The organism is Flavobacterium sp., assembly GCF_027482425.1.
GTDB lineage: Bacteria > Bacteroidota > Bacteroidia > Flavobacteriales > Flavobacteriaceae > Flavobacterium.
Genome location: NZ_JAIXWA010000029.1, coordinates 78,494 through 95,679, shown reverse-complemented (window position 1 = coordinate 95,679; position 17,186 = coordinate 78,494). Strand labels below are relative to the sequence as shown.

Genomic DNA, 17,186 nt, shown 5'->3' with positions numbered 1-17,186 from the left:
CAAAAAAAAAGGAAAGATTAATTATTTATTTATTTGATTTTTCGGGATAAACCTGGTTAAAATAAATTTCAAAAGCTTTTCCAAGAAGTTCTTTGTCTAGTTTCATTAGCTCTTTCCTAACATCCCAGTCTTTAATGTACTCTTCATCTTTTTCGCTGATTTCATCGTCATTTAATTTTCTGGTTAAAATGTCGCTTAGCAATACACTATCACAATGGTTATAATTGGGATAATATTTTTCAATAAAACTCCAATAGTTGAATTCTTCATCTTTATGTGTTTCATTAGTTTGAATTTCTTCGATAATTTCAAATTCTATCCATCCACTAGATTCTGATAAACCATTATAGAACGCATTTCTTTCAGCTAAGGTTTCAAATTCAAATCTTTTTTTATGAATTAAATTTTCATAGTCAGTAAACTCTTCACCAAGGCGGTGTTTTTTCACCTCGTTTTTTCCAAATATGATTTCAATTATATAACCCATGAGCATAAAAGTATTATCAAAAATAGCAAAAAACCGGACTATACTCCGTTGTTTTAAAGTCTACATTTTTCAAATTTTGTTAACATGGATATTAAGCAACGATTTGGAATAAAGATTAAAGAATTGCGAAAAGAAAAAGGTTTATCGCAAGAAAAGTTAGCCAACTTGGCTGAGATTGATAGAACCTATTTGCCAACAATTGAAAAAGGTGAAAGAAATGTTTCGATTGAAGTAGTTGAAAAATTAGCAAAAGCACTAGATATAAAAGTAAAAGATTTATTTGATGAGTAGGGCTTATTATAATGCTAGTATTGAGGAGTTTATCAATGAAGATAATAATTCAATTTATGGAAAAATTTCAGGTAATTATGATTTGAATAAATTAACAATACAACAATCTAATGCTTGGAAATGTCAAATCGAAATCTTAAAAAGAAATATATCCTCCTTTTCTGGTGAAATTTATTTTGAATTTACTATTCCTAGAATGGGAAAAAGAGTTGATAATATTCTAATCATTGACAACTGCATTTTTATTTTAGAGTTTAAGATTGGGTCTGATGCATATGATAAGTATGCAAAAGAGCAAGCTTTTGATTATGGTTTAGATTTGAACAATTTTCATGAAGGAAGTCATAATCAAAATCTAATACCTGTGTTAATTGCAGACAAAGCCCCTTCAATAATTAACAATTTTCACAAAAGCATTGACCGTTTATATCAAACAATTTACGCCAATTCAAAGAATCTCAGGGAAGTAATTGATTTTACAATTCAGCAATTAAAATCGTATAAAAAGATAGATGCTAAGCAATGGGAAAAATCTATTTACAAACCAACACCAACAATAATTGAAGCAGCTACAGCCCTTTATAAAAAACATAACGTAGCAGAAATTTCAAGAAGTGATTCAGGAGCGGAAAATTTATCAGTGACTTCAAATTGTATCTCTCACATAATTGATTTTTCAAAAGAGAATAATAAAAAATCCATCTGCTTTATCACTGGAGTTCCTGGTGCTGGAAAAACATTAGCGGGTTTAAATATCGCTAATTTACGTTCAAATTATGAAGAAGAGGAACATGCTGTTTTTCTGTCGGGGAATGGACCTTTAGTAGATGTTTTGAGGGAGGCATTAGCACGAGATAAAGTCAAGAATGCTAAAGAATTTGGTGAGACTTTGTCAAAAGAAAGTGCCAAATCACAAGTGAAATCATTTATACAGAACATTCATCACTTTAGAGACGCATCTTTAAAAGACAATAAGGCCCCAATTGAAAAGGTTACAATTTTTGATGAAGCTCAAAGAGCTTGGACAAAAGAGCAAGCCTCAAGTTTTATGAGAAGAAATAAAGGAAATTCAGAATTCAATAAATCAGAGCCTGAGTTTCTTATTGAGATTATGGATAGACACAAAGATTGGTGTACAATAGTGTGTTTGATTGGAGGAGGTCAAGAGATAAATACTGGTGAAGCAGGATTAGAAGAATGGATTAGACCTTTTGAAAATAATTTTAAGGATTGGAATATTTATTATTCTTCAAAAATAATTGATGATCACAATTATATACAAGATGAAAATGCTATAAAAATCTTAAAGAATAGAAATGCAGAGAAAAAAGACGAATTACATTTGTCAGTTTCTTTAAGATCATTTAGAAGTGCACAATTATCAAATTTTATACAGCAAATAATAAGTAATAATCTTTCAAACGCTAAATATATTTACAATGAATATATTGCAAAAGATTATCCAATCAGAATTACACGTGATTTAGAAAAAGCAAGAAAATGGCTAAATCAACAGGCAAGAGGAAATGAGAGAATAGGGATTGTAGCTTCATCAGGCGCTATAAGATTACGACCTTTTGGCTTGAATGTAAAGGCTAAGATTGATGCTCCTATTTGGTTTCTAAATGATAAAGAAGATATACGTTCTTCATATTTCTTAGAGGAAGTCGCTACAGAATTTGATGTTCAAGGCTTAGAATTGGATTGGACATGTGTAGCTTGGGATGGAGATTTTTATCATTACAAAAATCAATGGAATTACAAGAAGTTTACTGGGACTAATTGGAAAAACAATAGCAATCCAGAAAGAGTTAAATATTTGATTAATTCATATAGGGTATTGTTGACAAGAGCTAGACAAGGAATGATAATTTATGTTCCTTATGGGAATGATGATGATTTTACAAGACCTTCTATGATTTACGATGGAACTTTTGATTTTCTTAAATCAATAGGTATAGAAGAAATCTAAATTTCATAACCAACAATCAAAAATCCCCCCGAAGGCAAACGGAGGGAGTAGGTGTTGTGGGAGGACCCCAAGTGGCGTGTAATTGAATGCATCAAAGGTCGGGGAGTTGTGTTAGGTGGTTGTTGTGTTAGGGTTATTGAATTGTCAAAAAAATCCCCCACATTGCTGCAGGGGATTTTTTGAGTTTTCAGTCTCAGCCCCGAAGGGTCGGGACAGTCACTATTCCCCCTCTGGGGGTTAGGGGCTTATCAGTCACCAGTCACTAGTCACTAATTACTAGTCACTATTCACTACTACCAAATCTTCACGCGCTTTTCAGGCGCCAAGTAAAGTGCATCGCCGGGTTTAACGTTGAACGCTTCGTAAAATTCAGGGATGTTGCGTACGACCCCATTGATACGAAACTTGGCAGGGGAATGCGGGTCGGCGGCAATTTGCGTGCGTAAGGCTTCGGGACGGGATTTGTCCAACCACACTTGACCCCAACCCAAAAATACACGTTGAATGCCCGTAAAGCCGTCCAAAACAGGGGCTTCTTGGCCGTTCAAACTCATCTTGTACGCTTTCAAGGCAATGCTCAATCCGCCTAAATCGCCAATATTTTCGCCCAACGTAAAGGCGCCATTTACGTTCAAACCGGGTAAGGCTTGGAAGGTATTGTATTGTTCAACCAATGCTTTTGTACGTTTACTGAAGGCTTCCAGATCGCTTGGTTTCCACCAGTTGCGTAATTTTCCATCGCCATCAAAAGTGCTGCCTTGATCGTCAAAACCGTGTCCGATTTCGTGCCCAATTACCGCACCAATGCCGCCATAATTTACGGCATCATCGGCATTCATATCAAAGAAGGGCGGTTGTAAAATTGCTGCCGGGAATACAATTTCATTGACCGAAGGGTTGTAATACGCATTTACCGTTTGTGGCGTCATGCCCCACTCGGTGCGGTCTACGGGCTTTCCTAATTTGGCCAAATTACGGTTGTATTCGTAATCAGCACAACGCTGTAAATTACCGTACAAATCATTTTTGGCAATGGTCAACGAGGAATAATCGCGCCATTTGTCGGGGTAGCCAATTTTAATCACAAATTTATCGACCTTTTTCAAAGCTTCTTTCTTGGTGGCTTCACTCATCCAATCCAATTTCTTGATACTTTCAGCATAGGCTTTCAATAGGTTTTTCACCATGACCGTCATACGTTCTTTAGCCTCGGGAGAGAAGTGTTTTTCGACATATAATTTGCCTATCATTTCACCCAAACCACCACTCACGGTTTGTACTGCGCGCTTCCAGTCGTCGCGTTGTTTTTCGGTTCCGCTCAACACTTTTCCAAAAAACTCAAAATTTTGTTGATCCAAGGCTGTCGTCAACGAAGTGGCTGCACCGCTCAATACCGACCATTTCAAATAGGTTTTCCAGGTAGCCATAGGGGTGGCCGTGTACAACTGTGCCAGTTTTTTCATGTATTCGGGTTGGGCAATGATAATCGATTGCTCTTTCCCCATACCCGCTTTGTTAAGGTAGGTTTTGAAATCAAATCCGGGCATTAATCCCGCTAAATCGGCTACCTTAAACGGGTTGTTGAGTTTTTGGGTATCGCGGTTTTCTTCTTTGGTAATGTGAATTTTTGCAATTTCAGTTTCCAAAGCGACAATAGTGGCGGCATCGGCTTGGGCATTGGGGAACTGCGCCAAGCTGAGCATTTTCTGAACATGCTCGGTATAGGCTTTGCGAATTTGCGTCATTTCAGGTGCCGGTGAAAGGTAGTAATCGCGGTCAGGTAAACTCAATCCGCCCTGCCAAGTCATGATGACGTTTTTGTTGGGGTCAACAAAGTCCGTACTCACAAACACGCCAAATGGGGCCGAGATACCTTGACGGTTGGCTTCGCCCAAATACGCCGCCAATGCCGCATGGTCTTGAAGCGCATCGATTTTCTTCCATTCGGGTTGTATCGGACGCAATCCTTTGGCGTCACGCCCTTTACGGTCCATGTAAGACGCATAAAAATCACCGATTTTCTGTTCTTCCGAACCTTGTGAACTGTTGCTTTTGGCCGCGGCTTGAATGATTTCTTTAACGTCTTTCTCCGATTTGTCCAATAACATATCAAAAGCGCCATACGATGATTTATCGGCAGGAATCTTGGTTTTTCGGTTCCAATTTCCGTTGACATACGCATCAAAATTGTCCCCAGGTTTTACCAACGTATCCATATTGGCTTTGGTAATACCCGAGTGTAAAGGTTCACTTTTTTGGCAAGCAGTAACCAAAGCTGCCAAAGCTAAAACCGGGAATGTGATTTTTTTCATAGAGAAGTTATTTAGTTGGATTGATGAAATAAGTAAGTTTTTGTTGGTAAATGTTACAGAGAGCTACTGAGCTACTGCGACTGTGATTGCGACTTTCTTCAACCCTTCGTCGAATCCCGTTCAATAATTTGGGTTCCAAGGTGTACCGTTTTGGGTTCCCGCACGCGGTTTTCTTTTCGGGCGTTGATTTCTTCGAGCAAAACATTGAAGGCGGCAACTCCCATTTCGTAACTGGGCTGTTCTACCGTACTTAGGGAAGGCGTGATCACTTGCGACATGAACCAGTTGCTAAAGCCGATGACTTTGACTTGCTGCGGAACGGGGACTTTATGTTCGTTGAAATAGGCCAAAACACCTACAGCAACCAAGTCGGTGATGCAAAAAATACCGTCAACATCAGGATGTTCTTCGAGTATTTGAGCAGCAAAGGCTTTTCCTTCTTCAAACGACACCCGACTGCAGGTGTATACCAAAGACGGGTCGTAGGCAATGTCGTGTTTTTCGAGTCCTTTTTTATACCCTAAAAAGCGATCGATAGCGTTTTGGGGATTCACGGGGCCGCGAATGTGGGCAATTTTTTTACAACCTTTACTGATCAAATGTGCCGTGGCGTCACACGCGGCTTTTTGGTCGTCAATAATGACTTTGGAACTGTTGAGGAGTTTGGAAATTTTATCAAATTGTACAAAAGGTACGTTGCGGCGGAGGAGTTCTTTGAGGTGTTCGTCGTCGTTGGATTCGTTGGAAAGCGACATGACAATACCGTCCACGCGTTTATTCAACAGCAATTCCACCTGACTTTTTTCCATCACCACCGATTCATTCGATTGTTGGATGATCACCAAATACCCGTGTTTTTCAGCTTCGGCGACGATACCATCAATAACACTGGAAAAGAAATGATGCACCAGTTCGGGAATAATGACGCCTATGGTACGGGATTCTTGCATGCGTAAATTGACCGCAAACGAATTGGGTTTGTATTGAAGCGTATCCGCAAGTTCGTGAACCGCTTTACGGGTTTTGTCACTCACATCGGGGTAGTTTTTTAACGCCTTGGAAACCGTTGTAATAGAAATGCCTAAGGTTTCGGCTATTTGTTTTAACGTCGCTTCTTTCATTGAAACAAATATGGTGAAAAAAATCCATTTCTAAAATCGAAAACGTTTTCGGTATTTTCGAAAACGTTTTCGATTTTTATTTCCTAAAATTATGGGAATCAAAAAACTAATTTCGAAAAGCTAATCATCAAAAATTATTAATCTTTTAAAAACCAAAAAATGAAAAAAACTACGAATCTTTTGCAGAAAATGCTATGCTTTACGTTGCTTTTGCTCGTGAGTCAAGCTTTTGCACAAAGTGGTGTTTTGTCGGGAACGGTCACCGATACCAAGGGGAATGCCTTGATCGGGGCTAATGTATCGGCAGGGTCCAAATCGGCCACCACCAACGAAAACGGGTCGTATACCTTAAGCGGACTCGCCGAAGGGAAGACTACCGTTACCGTTACTTTTATCGGGTATAAAACAGTGGTGCAAGAAGTAAGCATCAAGGGCGCTACCACCGCCAATCTTCAAATGGAAGATGAATCCAAAAGTTTGGATGAGGTTGTTGTAACAGGGGTCGTCCGTCAACGTACCAAATTGCAGTCGAGTGTTTCTGTGAGTTCGGTCAACACGGCGCAAATCGAGCAAGCTGCTCCGCGTTCAACCGCTGAAATCTTCCGTTCAATTGCGGGGATTAAAGCCGAGCCAACGGGGGGAGAAGGGAATGCCAACATTACGGTGCGCGGTATTCCGATTGCTTCAGGAGGTGCCAAATTCTTGCAATTGCACGAAGATGGGATGCCTGTAATGCAGTTTGGTGACGTAGCCTTCGGAAACGCTGATATTTTTGTGCGTAACGATCAAACGTTGGCACGTGTTGAAGCCATCCGTGGAGGTTCGGCATCAACCTTAGCCAGTAATTCTCCTGCGGGGATTATCAACTTTATTTCTAAAGATGGTAAAAAAGAAGGCGGAACATTGATGCAACAAGTAGGGGTGGATTTCGGTCAAACGCGTACTGATTTTGAATACGGATCACCGCTTTCGGAGTCGTTGCGTTTTCATGTGGGTGGTTTCTACCGTCAAGGAGAAGGGCCTCGAAATGCTGGGTATACGGCAAATTTAGGAGGACAGTTCAAAGCCAATTTGACCAAAGAATTCAAAAATGGCTATGTACGTTTGTATGTAAAATATTTGAATGATAAGTCGATCGGGTACTTGCCGATGCCAGTTAAGGTTTCGGGTACCAATGCCAATCCAAACTGGAGTTCGGTAAATGGATTTGACATTTTACAAGATACGCCTCACAGCGCTTTGTTTTTAGATAATTTAACGATTGGTGCCGATGGCGAACGTCGTCGTAGTAATATTGGTGATGGAATGCACCCTATCAATACTTCTTTTGGTGCTGAAATGTCCTTTGACTTAGGCGACGATTGGAAAGTAGAAAATCGATTCCGTCAAAACTACATTAAAGGGCGTTTCGTGTCGTTATTCCCTGCCGAAGTTACTACAGGGGGCGCTTTAGCTACCGCTTTTGGAGTGTCGAATTTGACGTATGCCAACGGTCCTTTGGCTGGAACTAACTTTGGAAGCAACAGTTTGGCGATGCGTATTCATACGTTTGATACTGAAATCAACAACTTCAACAATTTTACTAACGATTTGAAATTGTCTAAAAAATTCGGCGATGTTGATTTGACTTTAGGGTATTACCGTGCGTTCCAAAACATTAGCATGTCATGGTTATGGAATTCGTATTTGATGGAAGTAAAAGGCGATAATGCTGCATTGTTGAATGCCGGAACCGCTACAAGCAATGGATTATATGCGTATGGCGTGCCCTTTTGGGGCAACTGTTGTACCCGAAACTACGATGCGAATTACGATATCACAGCACCTTATGCCGCTGCGCAATGGAAAGCTAATGAGAAGTTAACAGTAGATGCAAGTGTGCGTTTTGATTCAGGAAAAGCCCGTGGAACGTATGCAGGCGCTACCCAAGCCGTAAATTTGGATGTGAACAATAACGGGGTGATTGACGGACCCGAAGCAAGCGTTTCGGTAGTAGACAATGCCAACCGTAAACCCATCAACTACGACTATGATTACACTTCGTATTCGTTAGGTTTGAACTATTTGTTGAATGAAAATCAATCTTTATTCGGACGTTACAGCCGTGGTGGTAGAGCCAATGCCGACCGTTTGTTATTTGGTCCAAACGTACTAAACTCTGGAGCAGCTGTTGGTGGATTGAGTGCTGATATGGTGGATCAAGCAGAGATTGGGTACAAACGTCGCGGTACCAACCACACGTTTTATGCTACCGCTTTCTACTCTAAAGTTTCAGAGCAAAACTGGGATTTCGGAGGAGGTGCAGGTGGAATTCGTCAGATTCAACGCGAATACAACGCTATAGGTCTTGAGTTGGAAGGAAGCTACCGTATGAAGGATTTCAACATCATGGGTAATGTAACGTATACCAAAGCAGAAATTGCATCCGATGCTTTAAATCCAGCGGTAGAAGGCAACCGTCCTCGTCGTCAAGCGGATTTCATTTACAACATTGTACCTTCTTACAAATTTGGCGGTAAACGTCAGCACTTGGTAGGATTCTCTGTGATTGGAACGACCAAAGCTTATGCACAAGACGACAATCAATTGGTCATGCCAGGGTATGCCTATGTAAATCCTTTCTTGAGCTTTGAATTGACACAAGGACTTTCGGCAACAGTGAATATTAATAACGTTTTTGACACCATCGGAATTACCGAAGTAGAAGAAGGAAGCATTATTGAAAACCAAGATAACATTGTTCGCGCACGCGCTATCAACGGTCGTACCACATCGTTGACCTTAGCGTACCGATTCTAAGATTCTATTCATGTTTATTTTTGTTAGCAATTCCTGCGTCACAAGCTGACGTAGGAATTGTTTTTACGTAAATTAGTCCAAAAACACGTGTATGAACTATCGTATTCTTTTTGTATGTTTTAGCTTGTTGTTGAGCGGTTATGTGGGGGCACAAACGCCCGTTGCAGCTACCCCAACGCAGCCTGCTCAAGAGCAAGTAATTCGTATTTACGGCAGTGCCGATTGTCATTATTGTATTGATGCCAAGGCGTATTTGGACCAACGTAAAATTCCCTACCTCTTTTTTGACATCGACCGTGACCCCGAGGCATTACGTGAAATGTTGGCCAAATTAAAACAAGCCGGTATGCCAACGTATGGAATAGCCATACCCGTGGTAGAGAAAAAAGGGGAGCTGTTTATGAATAACATTCCGTTTGAAGATTTTTTAAAAAAATTGGATTAATCCATGAGGCAGAAACCAACGTTACGTTTTTGGCAAATCCTCCACATGAATGTGGGTTTTTTCGGCATTCAGTACAGTTTTGGCTTACAGCAAAGTGCGGTGAACCCTATTTACGATTTTTTAGGCGCTAGTCCCGATGAAATTCCCTTACTCAATCTGGCGGGACCCGTAACAGGTTTGGTTGTACAACCCATTATTGGGGCCTTAAGCGACAAAACATGGCATCCGCGATGGGGGCGAAGAAAACCTTACTTTTTGATCGGCGCTTTGTTGTGTAGTTTGGCTTTAATTGCTTTTCCTTTCAGCAGTTCGCTTTGGATGGCAGCTGGTTTGCTTTGGATTTTGGATGCGGGCAATAATATGGCCATGGAACCTTATCGCGCGTTTGTGGCCGACAAGTTAAATGACGAACAACGTCCTTTGGGTTTTCAAATGCAAAGTTTTTTCACGGGATTTGGACAAACTTTAGCCAATCTTTCCCTTTTTGTTTTTCCTTTAATTATTATGGGTAAAACGGGTTCCCTTCCCACTTGGGTGTTTGCTTCGTTCTTTTTGGGCGCTATTTGTTCTGTTGGATCCATTTGGTGGAGCATGCGTACCACCACCGAAATACCGCCTTCCCCCGAAGAATTGGCGCATATGAAAGCAGCCTCAAAAGGGTTTTTAGAGCCGCTACAAGAAATTGCTTCGGCCATTCGGGTGATGCCCAAAATCATGTGGCAGTTGGCATTGGTTTACCTCTTTCAATGGTATGCCTTGTTTTGCTATTGGCAAAATTCGTCCAAGAGTATTGCCCTTTCGCTCTGGAATGCGACGCCACAAAGCAATCCTGAGGCCTATGAACAGGCGGTGCGTTGGACGGGATTGGTCAACGGCTGGTACAATGTGGTAACCTTCCTGGTGGCCTTTGCCTTGGTGGGTGTTGCCAAAAAATACAGTCCCCGTATCACCCACGCGATTTGCTTAACGGCAGCCGCTTTGGGTTTTCTGGCCTTCCCACATCTTACGGATAAAAGCTTATTGTTTTTTGCAATTACCGGTTTTGGTATTGGTTGGGCGAGTATGATGGGCATTCCGTATTTGATTGTAGTGGGCGATATCCCCAAAGAACGGTATGGGGTATACATGGGAATTATCAATATGATGATTGTGATTCCTATGATTATTCAAAACCTCACGTTTGGTTATATTTTAAAAGAAGTACTCCACAACGATGCGCGGAATGCGGTTACATTGGCGGGCGTATTTTTGTTGTGTAGCGCTTTGCTCACCTTGCGCATGAAACCCAAAGCAAAACTCATTGAGGATGGAAGCCGTTTATCCTAAAGCATTGGCTTTATTGCAAAAAGCAGCTTCACCACAGGGCTTTTTGGCTTCTGTGCAACCTGTCACCAATTACCATCGGGTGTGGGCGCGTGATGGTGTAATTTGTGGCTTGGCGGCTTTGGTGTCGGGGGATACCCATTTGATTGTAGCGTTTCGCAATACGTTGACTACCTTAGCCCAACACCAGCACTCACTAGGTACCATTCCCTCCAATGTTGCCATTATCGAAGACGGTACCGAAGCAGTGAGTTATGGCGGGTTGGCAGGACGTGTAGATGCAACCACTTGGTTTGTGATTGGCGTCACTCAATATGCGCTTCTTACAGGCGATCACGCATTTTTTCATGAAAATAAACAATCCGTTGAAAAAGCCTTGCAGGTAATGGAGTATTGGGAATTCAATCACCGGCATTTGATGTATATTCCTTTGTCTGGAAATTGGGCTGATGAGTACATCACCGATGGCTATGTATTGTATGACCAATTACTGCGTATCTGGGCGCTGCGTGGCGTACATGCCTGTAGTCCCAACGCGCAATATGCAAGTAAAATAAATGCGATTACCCACCAAGTACTCCATAATTTTACGCCTGGTACCCATGGTGAACATTACCATGAGCGCGCCTATCAAGAATGGACGTGGCAGGGATATTTACCCTGTGCATTGAATCCGGCGGGGTACAAAAACCGTTTTGATGCCTTTGCCCATGCCTTGTTTTTACTCTTGGATTTGGGGTCGCCTGAGCTACAAACTGCGTTATTGACGTATATGAAAGAACAGGCGCATGCGTTACCTATGCAGCTCTTGCCTGCTTTTTGGCCCCCAGTAACTGAGGAGGAGTCCGATTGGCAATTATTGCACAGCAATTGCAAGTATGAATTTCGCAATTATCCTTTTGAATTCCATAATGGCGGGAGTTGGCCCATGGTCAATGGGTTTTATGGAATGGTTTTGGCGCAACGGGGTGACCTTGCGGCAGCCAAAGCATTGCAATCGGCGTTGGATGCTGCCAATGCCCGTGAGGATTTTGCCTTTTATGAGAATTTTAATTCCCAAACGGAAGCGCCCAATGGAGTGTCTTGGTGCACTTGGAGTGCAGCGGCTTCGGTTTTAGTGCACCACTATATTCATTCATCCACCCGTTTATTTGTTGCGGATTCCTTATGAAAACGACTACTTTAGATATTATTTGTGTTGGCGAATTACTGATTGATTTAATCGGTCATGAGGTCAATACGTCAATTAACCAAACCAAGGATTTTCACCGATTTTTAGGGGGTTCCCCTACGAATGTGGCGGTTAATGCAGCGCGCTTGGGTTTACAATCGTTGTTGGTAGCGTCTTGTGGTCAAGATGGTTTTGGGGATTATGCCTTGCGAAAACTTAAAGCTAATCAGGTGAATACGTCAGTTATTCGGCGTTTGGAGCACACGCCCACGTCGGTGATTGTGGTTTCAAAATCGACCGACACCCCCGATTTTATTCCGTATCGTCAAGCTGATGGGGAAATTGAATTGGCGCAATTGCCCGATGCTTTGTTGGAGACGGCGCGTATTTTTCATACCACTTGTTTTGCCTTGAGTAAACAACCTGCTCGGGATACAATTTTGGACGGTGCCCAGCGTGCTGCAGCCTTAGGGTTACAATTGAGTATAGATTTGAATTTTTCCGAACGAATTTGGCCCAACCGAGAAGAGGCGATGACAGTGATTAAAGCGTATTTATCCAATAATCCCTTGGTGAAAGTCAGTGAAGACGATTGCTATCGGTTGTTTGCTGCGTTTAAATCGGAGGATTATATTTTTGATTTTTTCCATGATTTTGGAGCGAAAACCGTGTGTTTGACCAAAGGAAAAAAAGGGGTAGTGCTTTCGGATACGGAAGAAGGATTGATCACGCAAAAAGCCTTGCCTTTAGAAGATATTAAAGACACGACTGGAGCAGGCGATGCCTTTTGGACGGGATTCTTGTACGCCGGGTTAGAAGGCTTTGGATGGGAGCAGCGTTTGACTGTAGCTCAGCGTTTGGCGGCGATCAAGTTGCAAAATGTAGGGCGCTTACCCGAAGATATTGATATCAAACAATTGTTGGCGTAAGGGCTGTTCTTTTGCTTGAGAAACCAACGGAAAATGCTACTTTTGAGGGAGCGATAGCATTTGATCTCGCTAAAGTAATTTTCTATCAAATTAGCGCGTATGAAACTTTGGACGACATCAGAATTGGCTTTGGAAGTCCCTACGTGGACGTTTACCTCCAATGCTTTGGAGAAAACCTTTGAATTCTCTGATTTTAAAAAAGCATTTTGTTTTATGACCGAAATCGCCTTTCATGCCGAAGTTCACGACCATCATCCCGAATGGACCAATTGTTACCAACGGGTCCATATCAAATTATCCACCCATACGCATTCAGGAGTTACCGAGAAAGATGTAGCGCTGGCGAAAATCATTGATCGGGTTGCGGGTCAAGAATTGCAGTAAAACCGACATCATAGCGGTTTAGTTTTTCTGAGAAAAGAAAATAGTAAAAACATAGGCCTATAAATTATCGAAATCAAAAAAGCTCTCATATTAATGTGAAGGCTTTCTGTTGTTTGCCCAACTTTTCGACGAAAGATGCAACTGTAATGCGATGATTGAGTATGTCACAATCAGAAAATTGAAAGGTTGAATTCACTGCAATTTTATAAGAAGGACTTTATCACATCTCTGAAAATCAAGAATAGAAATACAAGCACACCCACGATTACTTCATTTCGGTATTTTTTAAGGAATTGAACTAGTTTATCCATAAAACATAAAAAAGGTTGCGCTATAAAAGTATTATCTTTTTATCATTTTTGCGTTCCTTCTTGTAGAAAGTTACTCATTTGATTTAAATACTATTAATCTCTATAAAAAATCATATTGCATCCTTTTATTGTTTTTTTGATAATTGAATATTTTTTAAATAAAATCCGTTTATCCTTATTGACGAATTAAATAACTTTTTAGGTTTCAACTTGAATAATTACTTTATTATATCTTTGAACTTATTATTCACATTAAAAATATCTTTTATATTTAATTATTATTGTAAAAATTATTGATTTCGAGTAAATTATTTAAATCATTTTATGAAATATCTACTATTTTTTTTATCCATTTTATTTGTCTCGTGTAGTAAAAAATCAAATGAAAGTTTCGATTTGAACAATCTGAATTGGATTGATTTGACCCATAGTTTTGACAGTACAACTTTGTATTGGCCTAATAACAAAACTACCTTTATTCACCATGCCGATGCAGAAGGTTTTACACCCAAGGGATATTATTATTCTTCTTATTCCATTTGTGCCCCTGAACATGGAGGAACTCATTTGGATGCACCAATTCATTTTGCGAAAGGCAAACACACCGTTGATCAATTGCCTTTGAAAAGTTTAACTGGAAAAGCAGTAGTAATTGATGTTTCTAAAAATGCATTAGCTAACCGAGATTACCAAATATCTGTTGCCGATATTACCAATTGGGAAATGGAAAACGGAAAAATCGAAAACAATACCATCATTTTATTCAAAACCGGATATGGAAAATATTATCCCAATCGAGGCGATTATTTCGGAACTCCGAAAACCGGTATTGAAGCTATACCCGAATTACATTTTCCCGGTATAGATCCCAAAACTACTTCTTGGTTGATTAAAGAAAGGGCTGTAAAAGCTATAGGTTTAGATACCCCAAGTTTAGATTACGGTCAGTCTACAGATTTTAAAACCCATCAAATTTTAATGGGGAACAATAAACCGGGTTTTGAAAATTTGGCTAATTTGGACAAACTTCCTGCTACCAATATTTTTGTGGTAGCATTACCTATGAAAATTGGTAAAGGAAGTGGCGCACCATTAAGAATAATTGCTGGGATTTCAAACTAATTTAATTTCCTATAATTCTTTGCCATAAGGGCTTAAAAAATCGGAGTGATAATACTTCAGTTCATGAGTAAAATTAAAAAGAATATCAAATACAGCAGTAGAAATCTGGTAAACCCACTTAAAGATGCTACTGTTCCTACTATACCTCGCCGCAAATTCTTGACACAATTATCATTATTAAGTACTTCAATATTCCTCTTAAGAGCTAATGCATTTGCTCCCCAAAACGAGTCTTCCCAAGCCTTAATCGATATTAAAACACCTCTGAAAAATGAGGATATTTTTACTTACATCTACAGAGAGACCGGAGGATTTGATGTAAGCCTTTATAAAAAATTGATTGGTGCTGCTAATGAATTTAAAGAAGGCGATGCGTTATTGGGTATAGCGGCATCTAATGAATCGGCAAGACAATCGGCAAGAATACTTATAGCCAATACCAAGCTGTCGGCTGTTATTGAACAACCGCTTTTCAAAGATGCTTTATACGACCTGATTCAAAACACTACTTTTTTTGATGCACAGGTAATACAAATGACCTTTTTAGAGTTAAAAAATTTCTTGCTCGAATCGGATGAAGAAAATATTAAGCGGATTATGCCTTCGCTTACAAGTGATGTTATCGCATTGGTTGTAAAACTGATGTCAAACGATGAACTAATAAGTGTTAGCAGTAAAGTATTCAATCAATTACCCAATAGCAATATCGGTGAGAAAGGTTATTTAAGTGCGAGAGTACAACCCAATTCTCCAACCGATAATGTCGAAGATATTATTTGGCAGGTATTTGATGCTTGGTCATATGGTGTGGGAGACTTAGTGCTCGGAACCAATCCGGTTTCAAGTGATCCTGTTATGGTGGCACGAATTGAAGCGGCTTTACATGATGTATTAGTCACCTTTGGCTTGGAAGAAACGATGCCCAATTGCGTGCTTTCCCATATTGACATACAAGCCAGTGTCGAAAATATGCAGCCTTACACCACAGGAATTTGGTTTCAAAGCATAGCGAGTACAGTTGCCGCCAATCAAACTTTCGATGTCACAATCGAAAAAATGCAAGCCTATGCCGATAACAGGAGAGATAAGCTATTTGGACTCTATGCCGAAACAGGCCAAGGAGCCGATGCTACAAACGGTCATAGCGAGGGCTTCGATATGGTGGTTCATGAGGCTAGAAAATATGGTTTCTTAAGGGCTTTAAAACATCGCATCTATTCGAATAAAGTAAGCAATAATGAGCCTTGGGTATTTCTTAATGATGTAGCAGGGTTTATAGGACCCGAAGTATTTCGTACTAAAGAACAACTCGTCCGTTGTTGCTTAGAAGACCTTGTAATGGGAAAACTTCATGGACTTACCATTGGTCTTGACATCTGCACTACACTGCACATGGATGTCACGCTAGACGACTTGGATTGGTGCATTGATCAAATCATGCCGGCTAATCCGGCATATTTAATGGCTTTACCCACAAAAAACGATCCAATGCTCAGTTACCTTACTACTTCTTTTGCCGACCATGTCAGGATACGGGAACAATTTGGTTACAAAGTGAATAATAAGATGTGGGAGTTCTTTAAACGTATAGGCGTTATAGGAAATGATAATAAACCAACAACGCTTTTTGGCCAACCCAATCAAGTGTATTTACGCTATTGTAAAGCTAAAGGCGACTTCCGTAACGATACCGAAATTTTATCTGAAGGTAAAGCTGCAATCGAACGTATCCGTAAAAGAGGAGTTCCTATCGCTGAAGGATATGGAGAAAAGCCATGGATGCTTCAACCGGCATTAGACCATGAAATACGGGAGCTGTATAAAGATGCGAAGTATTGCTTGTGGACTGAATGGGAACCTTCCTATCTGCACGCTATCCAAAACGCCTTAGTGGTGGCATCTATGTCTGCTAACAGAATTGATTATGTTTATCATCCAACCAGTGGTGAGCGCCTTTCTCCGGATGCTTTGCATAAAATAGAAACCCTCAGCAAAAAACTGAAAAACAACACGCCCGATGTTCAAATTATTATATCTGATGGTCTGAATACCAAATCCCTTATGGATGAAGGGCATCTCGACAAATTTCTTCCTGCTCTTTACAAGCATTTAATAATGCAAAATTTAACCGTTACAGAAACGCCAATTGTAATTCGTAACGGTCGTGTACGCGCAGGCTATCAGATTGGGGAGCATCTTTTTGGTAAAGACACAACGCGCAAACATTGTATTATTCACATTATAGGTGAAAGACCGGGAACCATACACCGTAACTTTTCGGTCTATATTACTGTTGCAACAGCTTCAATTTGGAACTATCGCGGTAAAGTTGATCACGACATAACACGAGTCATTTCGGGCATCAGTGACACAGCTTATTTGCCGGAAGAAGCTGTGGTAGAGGTTGGTTCTATTGTGATGGAACTGATGCATAAAAAATAAAATAGGTCACTATAGGCGACCTTCAACAGCATTAAATCGTAAAAAAGCACCGCATAAATTATGGTAAAAACGAATCA

13 protein-coding genes are annotated in these 17,186 nt (G+C 40.4%); 10 read left to right on the top strand and 3 right to left on the bottom strand.

Annotated elements, in window-relative coordinates; all coding sequences use genetic code 11:
• Positions 1-25 precede the first annotated feature (25 nt).
• The gene (locus tag Q0037_RS03270) at positions 26-487 is read right to left on the bottom strand and encodes a hypothetical protein (protein ID WP_297515396.1); all 462 of its coding nucleotides are present in this window, start codon (positions 485-487) and stop codon (positions 26-28) included.
• Between the two features lie 84 nt (positions 488-571).
• On the opposite strand from Q0037_RS03270, the gene Q0037_RS03265 reads away from it, so the two are divergent.
• Positions 572-778, top strand: coding sequence for a helix-turn-helix transcriptional regulator (locus Q0037_RS03265; RefSeq protein WP_297515394.1), 207 nt, complete (start codon positions 572-574; stop codon positions 776-778).
• Complete coding sequence (locus Q0037_RS03260; protein ID WP_297515391.1) at positions 771-2,750, top strand: DUF2075 domain-containing protein; 1,980 nt, start codon at positions 771-773, stop codon at positions 2,748-2,750. The genes Q0037_RS03265 and Q0037_RS03260 overlap by 8 nt, the downstream gene beginning before the upstream one ends.
• A gap of 293 nt (positions 2,751-3,043) precedes the next feature.
• Here Q0037_RS03260 and Q0037_RS03255 read toward each other — a convergent pair whose 3' ends face one another.
• Both Q0037_RS03255 and Q0037_RS03250 read right to left on the bottom strand, forming a co-directional pair.
• Positions 3,044-5,062 carry a M13-type metalloendopeptidase gene (locus Q0037_RS03255; RefSeq protein ID WP_297515388.1) on the bottom strand — a complete coding sequence of 673 codons (2,019 nt, stop codon included), beginning with the start codon at positions 5,060-5,062 and terminating at the stop codon, positions 3,044-3,046.
• Positions 5,063-5,160: 98 nt separating this feature from the next.
• Positions 5,161-6,183, bottom strand: coding sequence for a LacI family DNA-binding transcriptional regulator (locus Q0037_RS03250; protein ID WP_297515385.1), 1,023 nt, complete (start codon positions 6,181-6,183; stop codon positions 5,161-5,163).
• A gap of 159 nt (positions 6,184-6,342) precedes the next feature.
• On the opposite strand from Q0037_RS03250, the gene Q0037_RS03245 reads away from it, so the two are divergent.
• The 8 genes from Q0037_RS03245 to eutB all read left to right on the top strand — a co-directional run bounded on the left by Q0037_RS03245 (position 6,343) and on the right by eutB (position 17,109).
• On the top strand, positions 6,343-8,982 hold the full coding sequence (locus Q0037_RS03245) for a TonB-dependent receptor (protein WP_297515382.1): 2,640 nt from the start codon (positions 6,343-6,345) through the stop codon (positions 8,980-8,982).
• Between the two features lie 91 nt (positions 8,983-9,073).
• Positions 9,074-9,427 (top strand): glutaredoxin family protein, encoded by a 354-nt coding sequence (locus tag Q0037_RS03240; protein ID WP_297515380.1) that lies wholly within the window; start codon positions 9,074-9,076, stop codon positions 9,425-9,427.
• Between the two features lie 3 nt (positions 9,428-9,430).
• On the top strand, positions 9,431-10,753 hold the full coding sequence (locus Q0037_RS03235) for an MFS transporter (protein WP_297515376.1): 1,323 nt from the start codon (positions 9,431-9,433) through the stop codon (positions 10,751-10,753).
• Positions 10,734-11,921: a glycoside hydrolase 100 family protein gene (locus Q0037_RS03230; RefSeq protein WP_297515373.1), complete on the top strand. Its 1,188-nt coding sequence runs from the start codon at positions 10,734-10,736 to the stop codon at positions 11,919-11,921. The genes Q0037_RS03235 and Q0037_RS03230 overlap by 20 nt, the downstream gene beginning before the upstream one ends.
• Positions 11,918-12,850, top strand: a complete 933-nt coding sequence (locus Q0037_RS03225) for a carbohydrate kinase family protein (RefSeq protein WP_297515371.1) — start codon at positions 11,918-11,920, stop codon at positions 12,848-12,850. Before Q0037_RS03230 ends, Q0037_RS03225 begins: the two co-directional genes overlap by 4 nt.
• A 99-nt stretch (positions 12,851-12,949) precedes the next feature.
• Positions 12,950-13,234 carry a 4a-hydroxytetrahydrobiopterin dehydratase gene (locus Q0037_RS03220; protein WP_297515368.1) on the top strand — a complete coding sequence of 95 codons (285 nt, stop codon included), beginning with the start codon at positions 12,950-12,952 and terminating at the stop codon, positions 13,232-13,234.
• A 635-nt stretch (positions 13,235-13,869) separates the two neighbouring features.
• Entirely contained in the window at positions 13,870-14,667 is a 798-nt protein-coding gene (locus tag Q0037_RS03215; protein WP_297515365.1) for a cyclase family protein, read from the top strand.
• 63 nt (positions 14,668-14,730) lie between these two features.
• Entirely contained in the window at positions 14,731-17,109 is a 2,379-nt protein-coding gene (gene eutB, locus Q0037_RS03210; protein ID WP_297515363.1) for an ethanolamine ammonia-lyase subunit EutB, read from the top strand.
• The last annotated feature ends 77 nt before the right edge of the window (positions 17,110-17,186 follow it).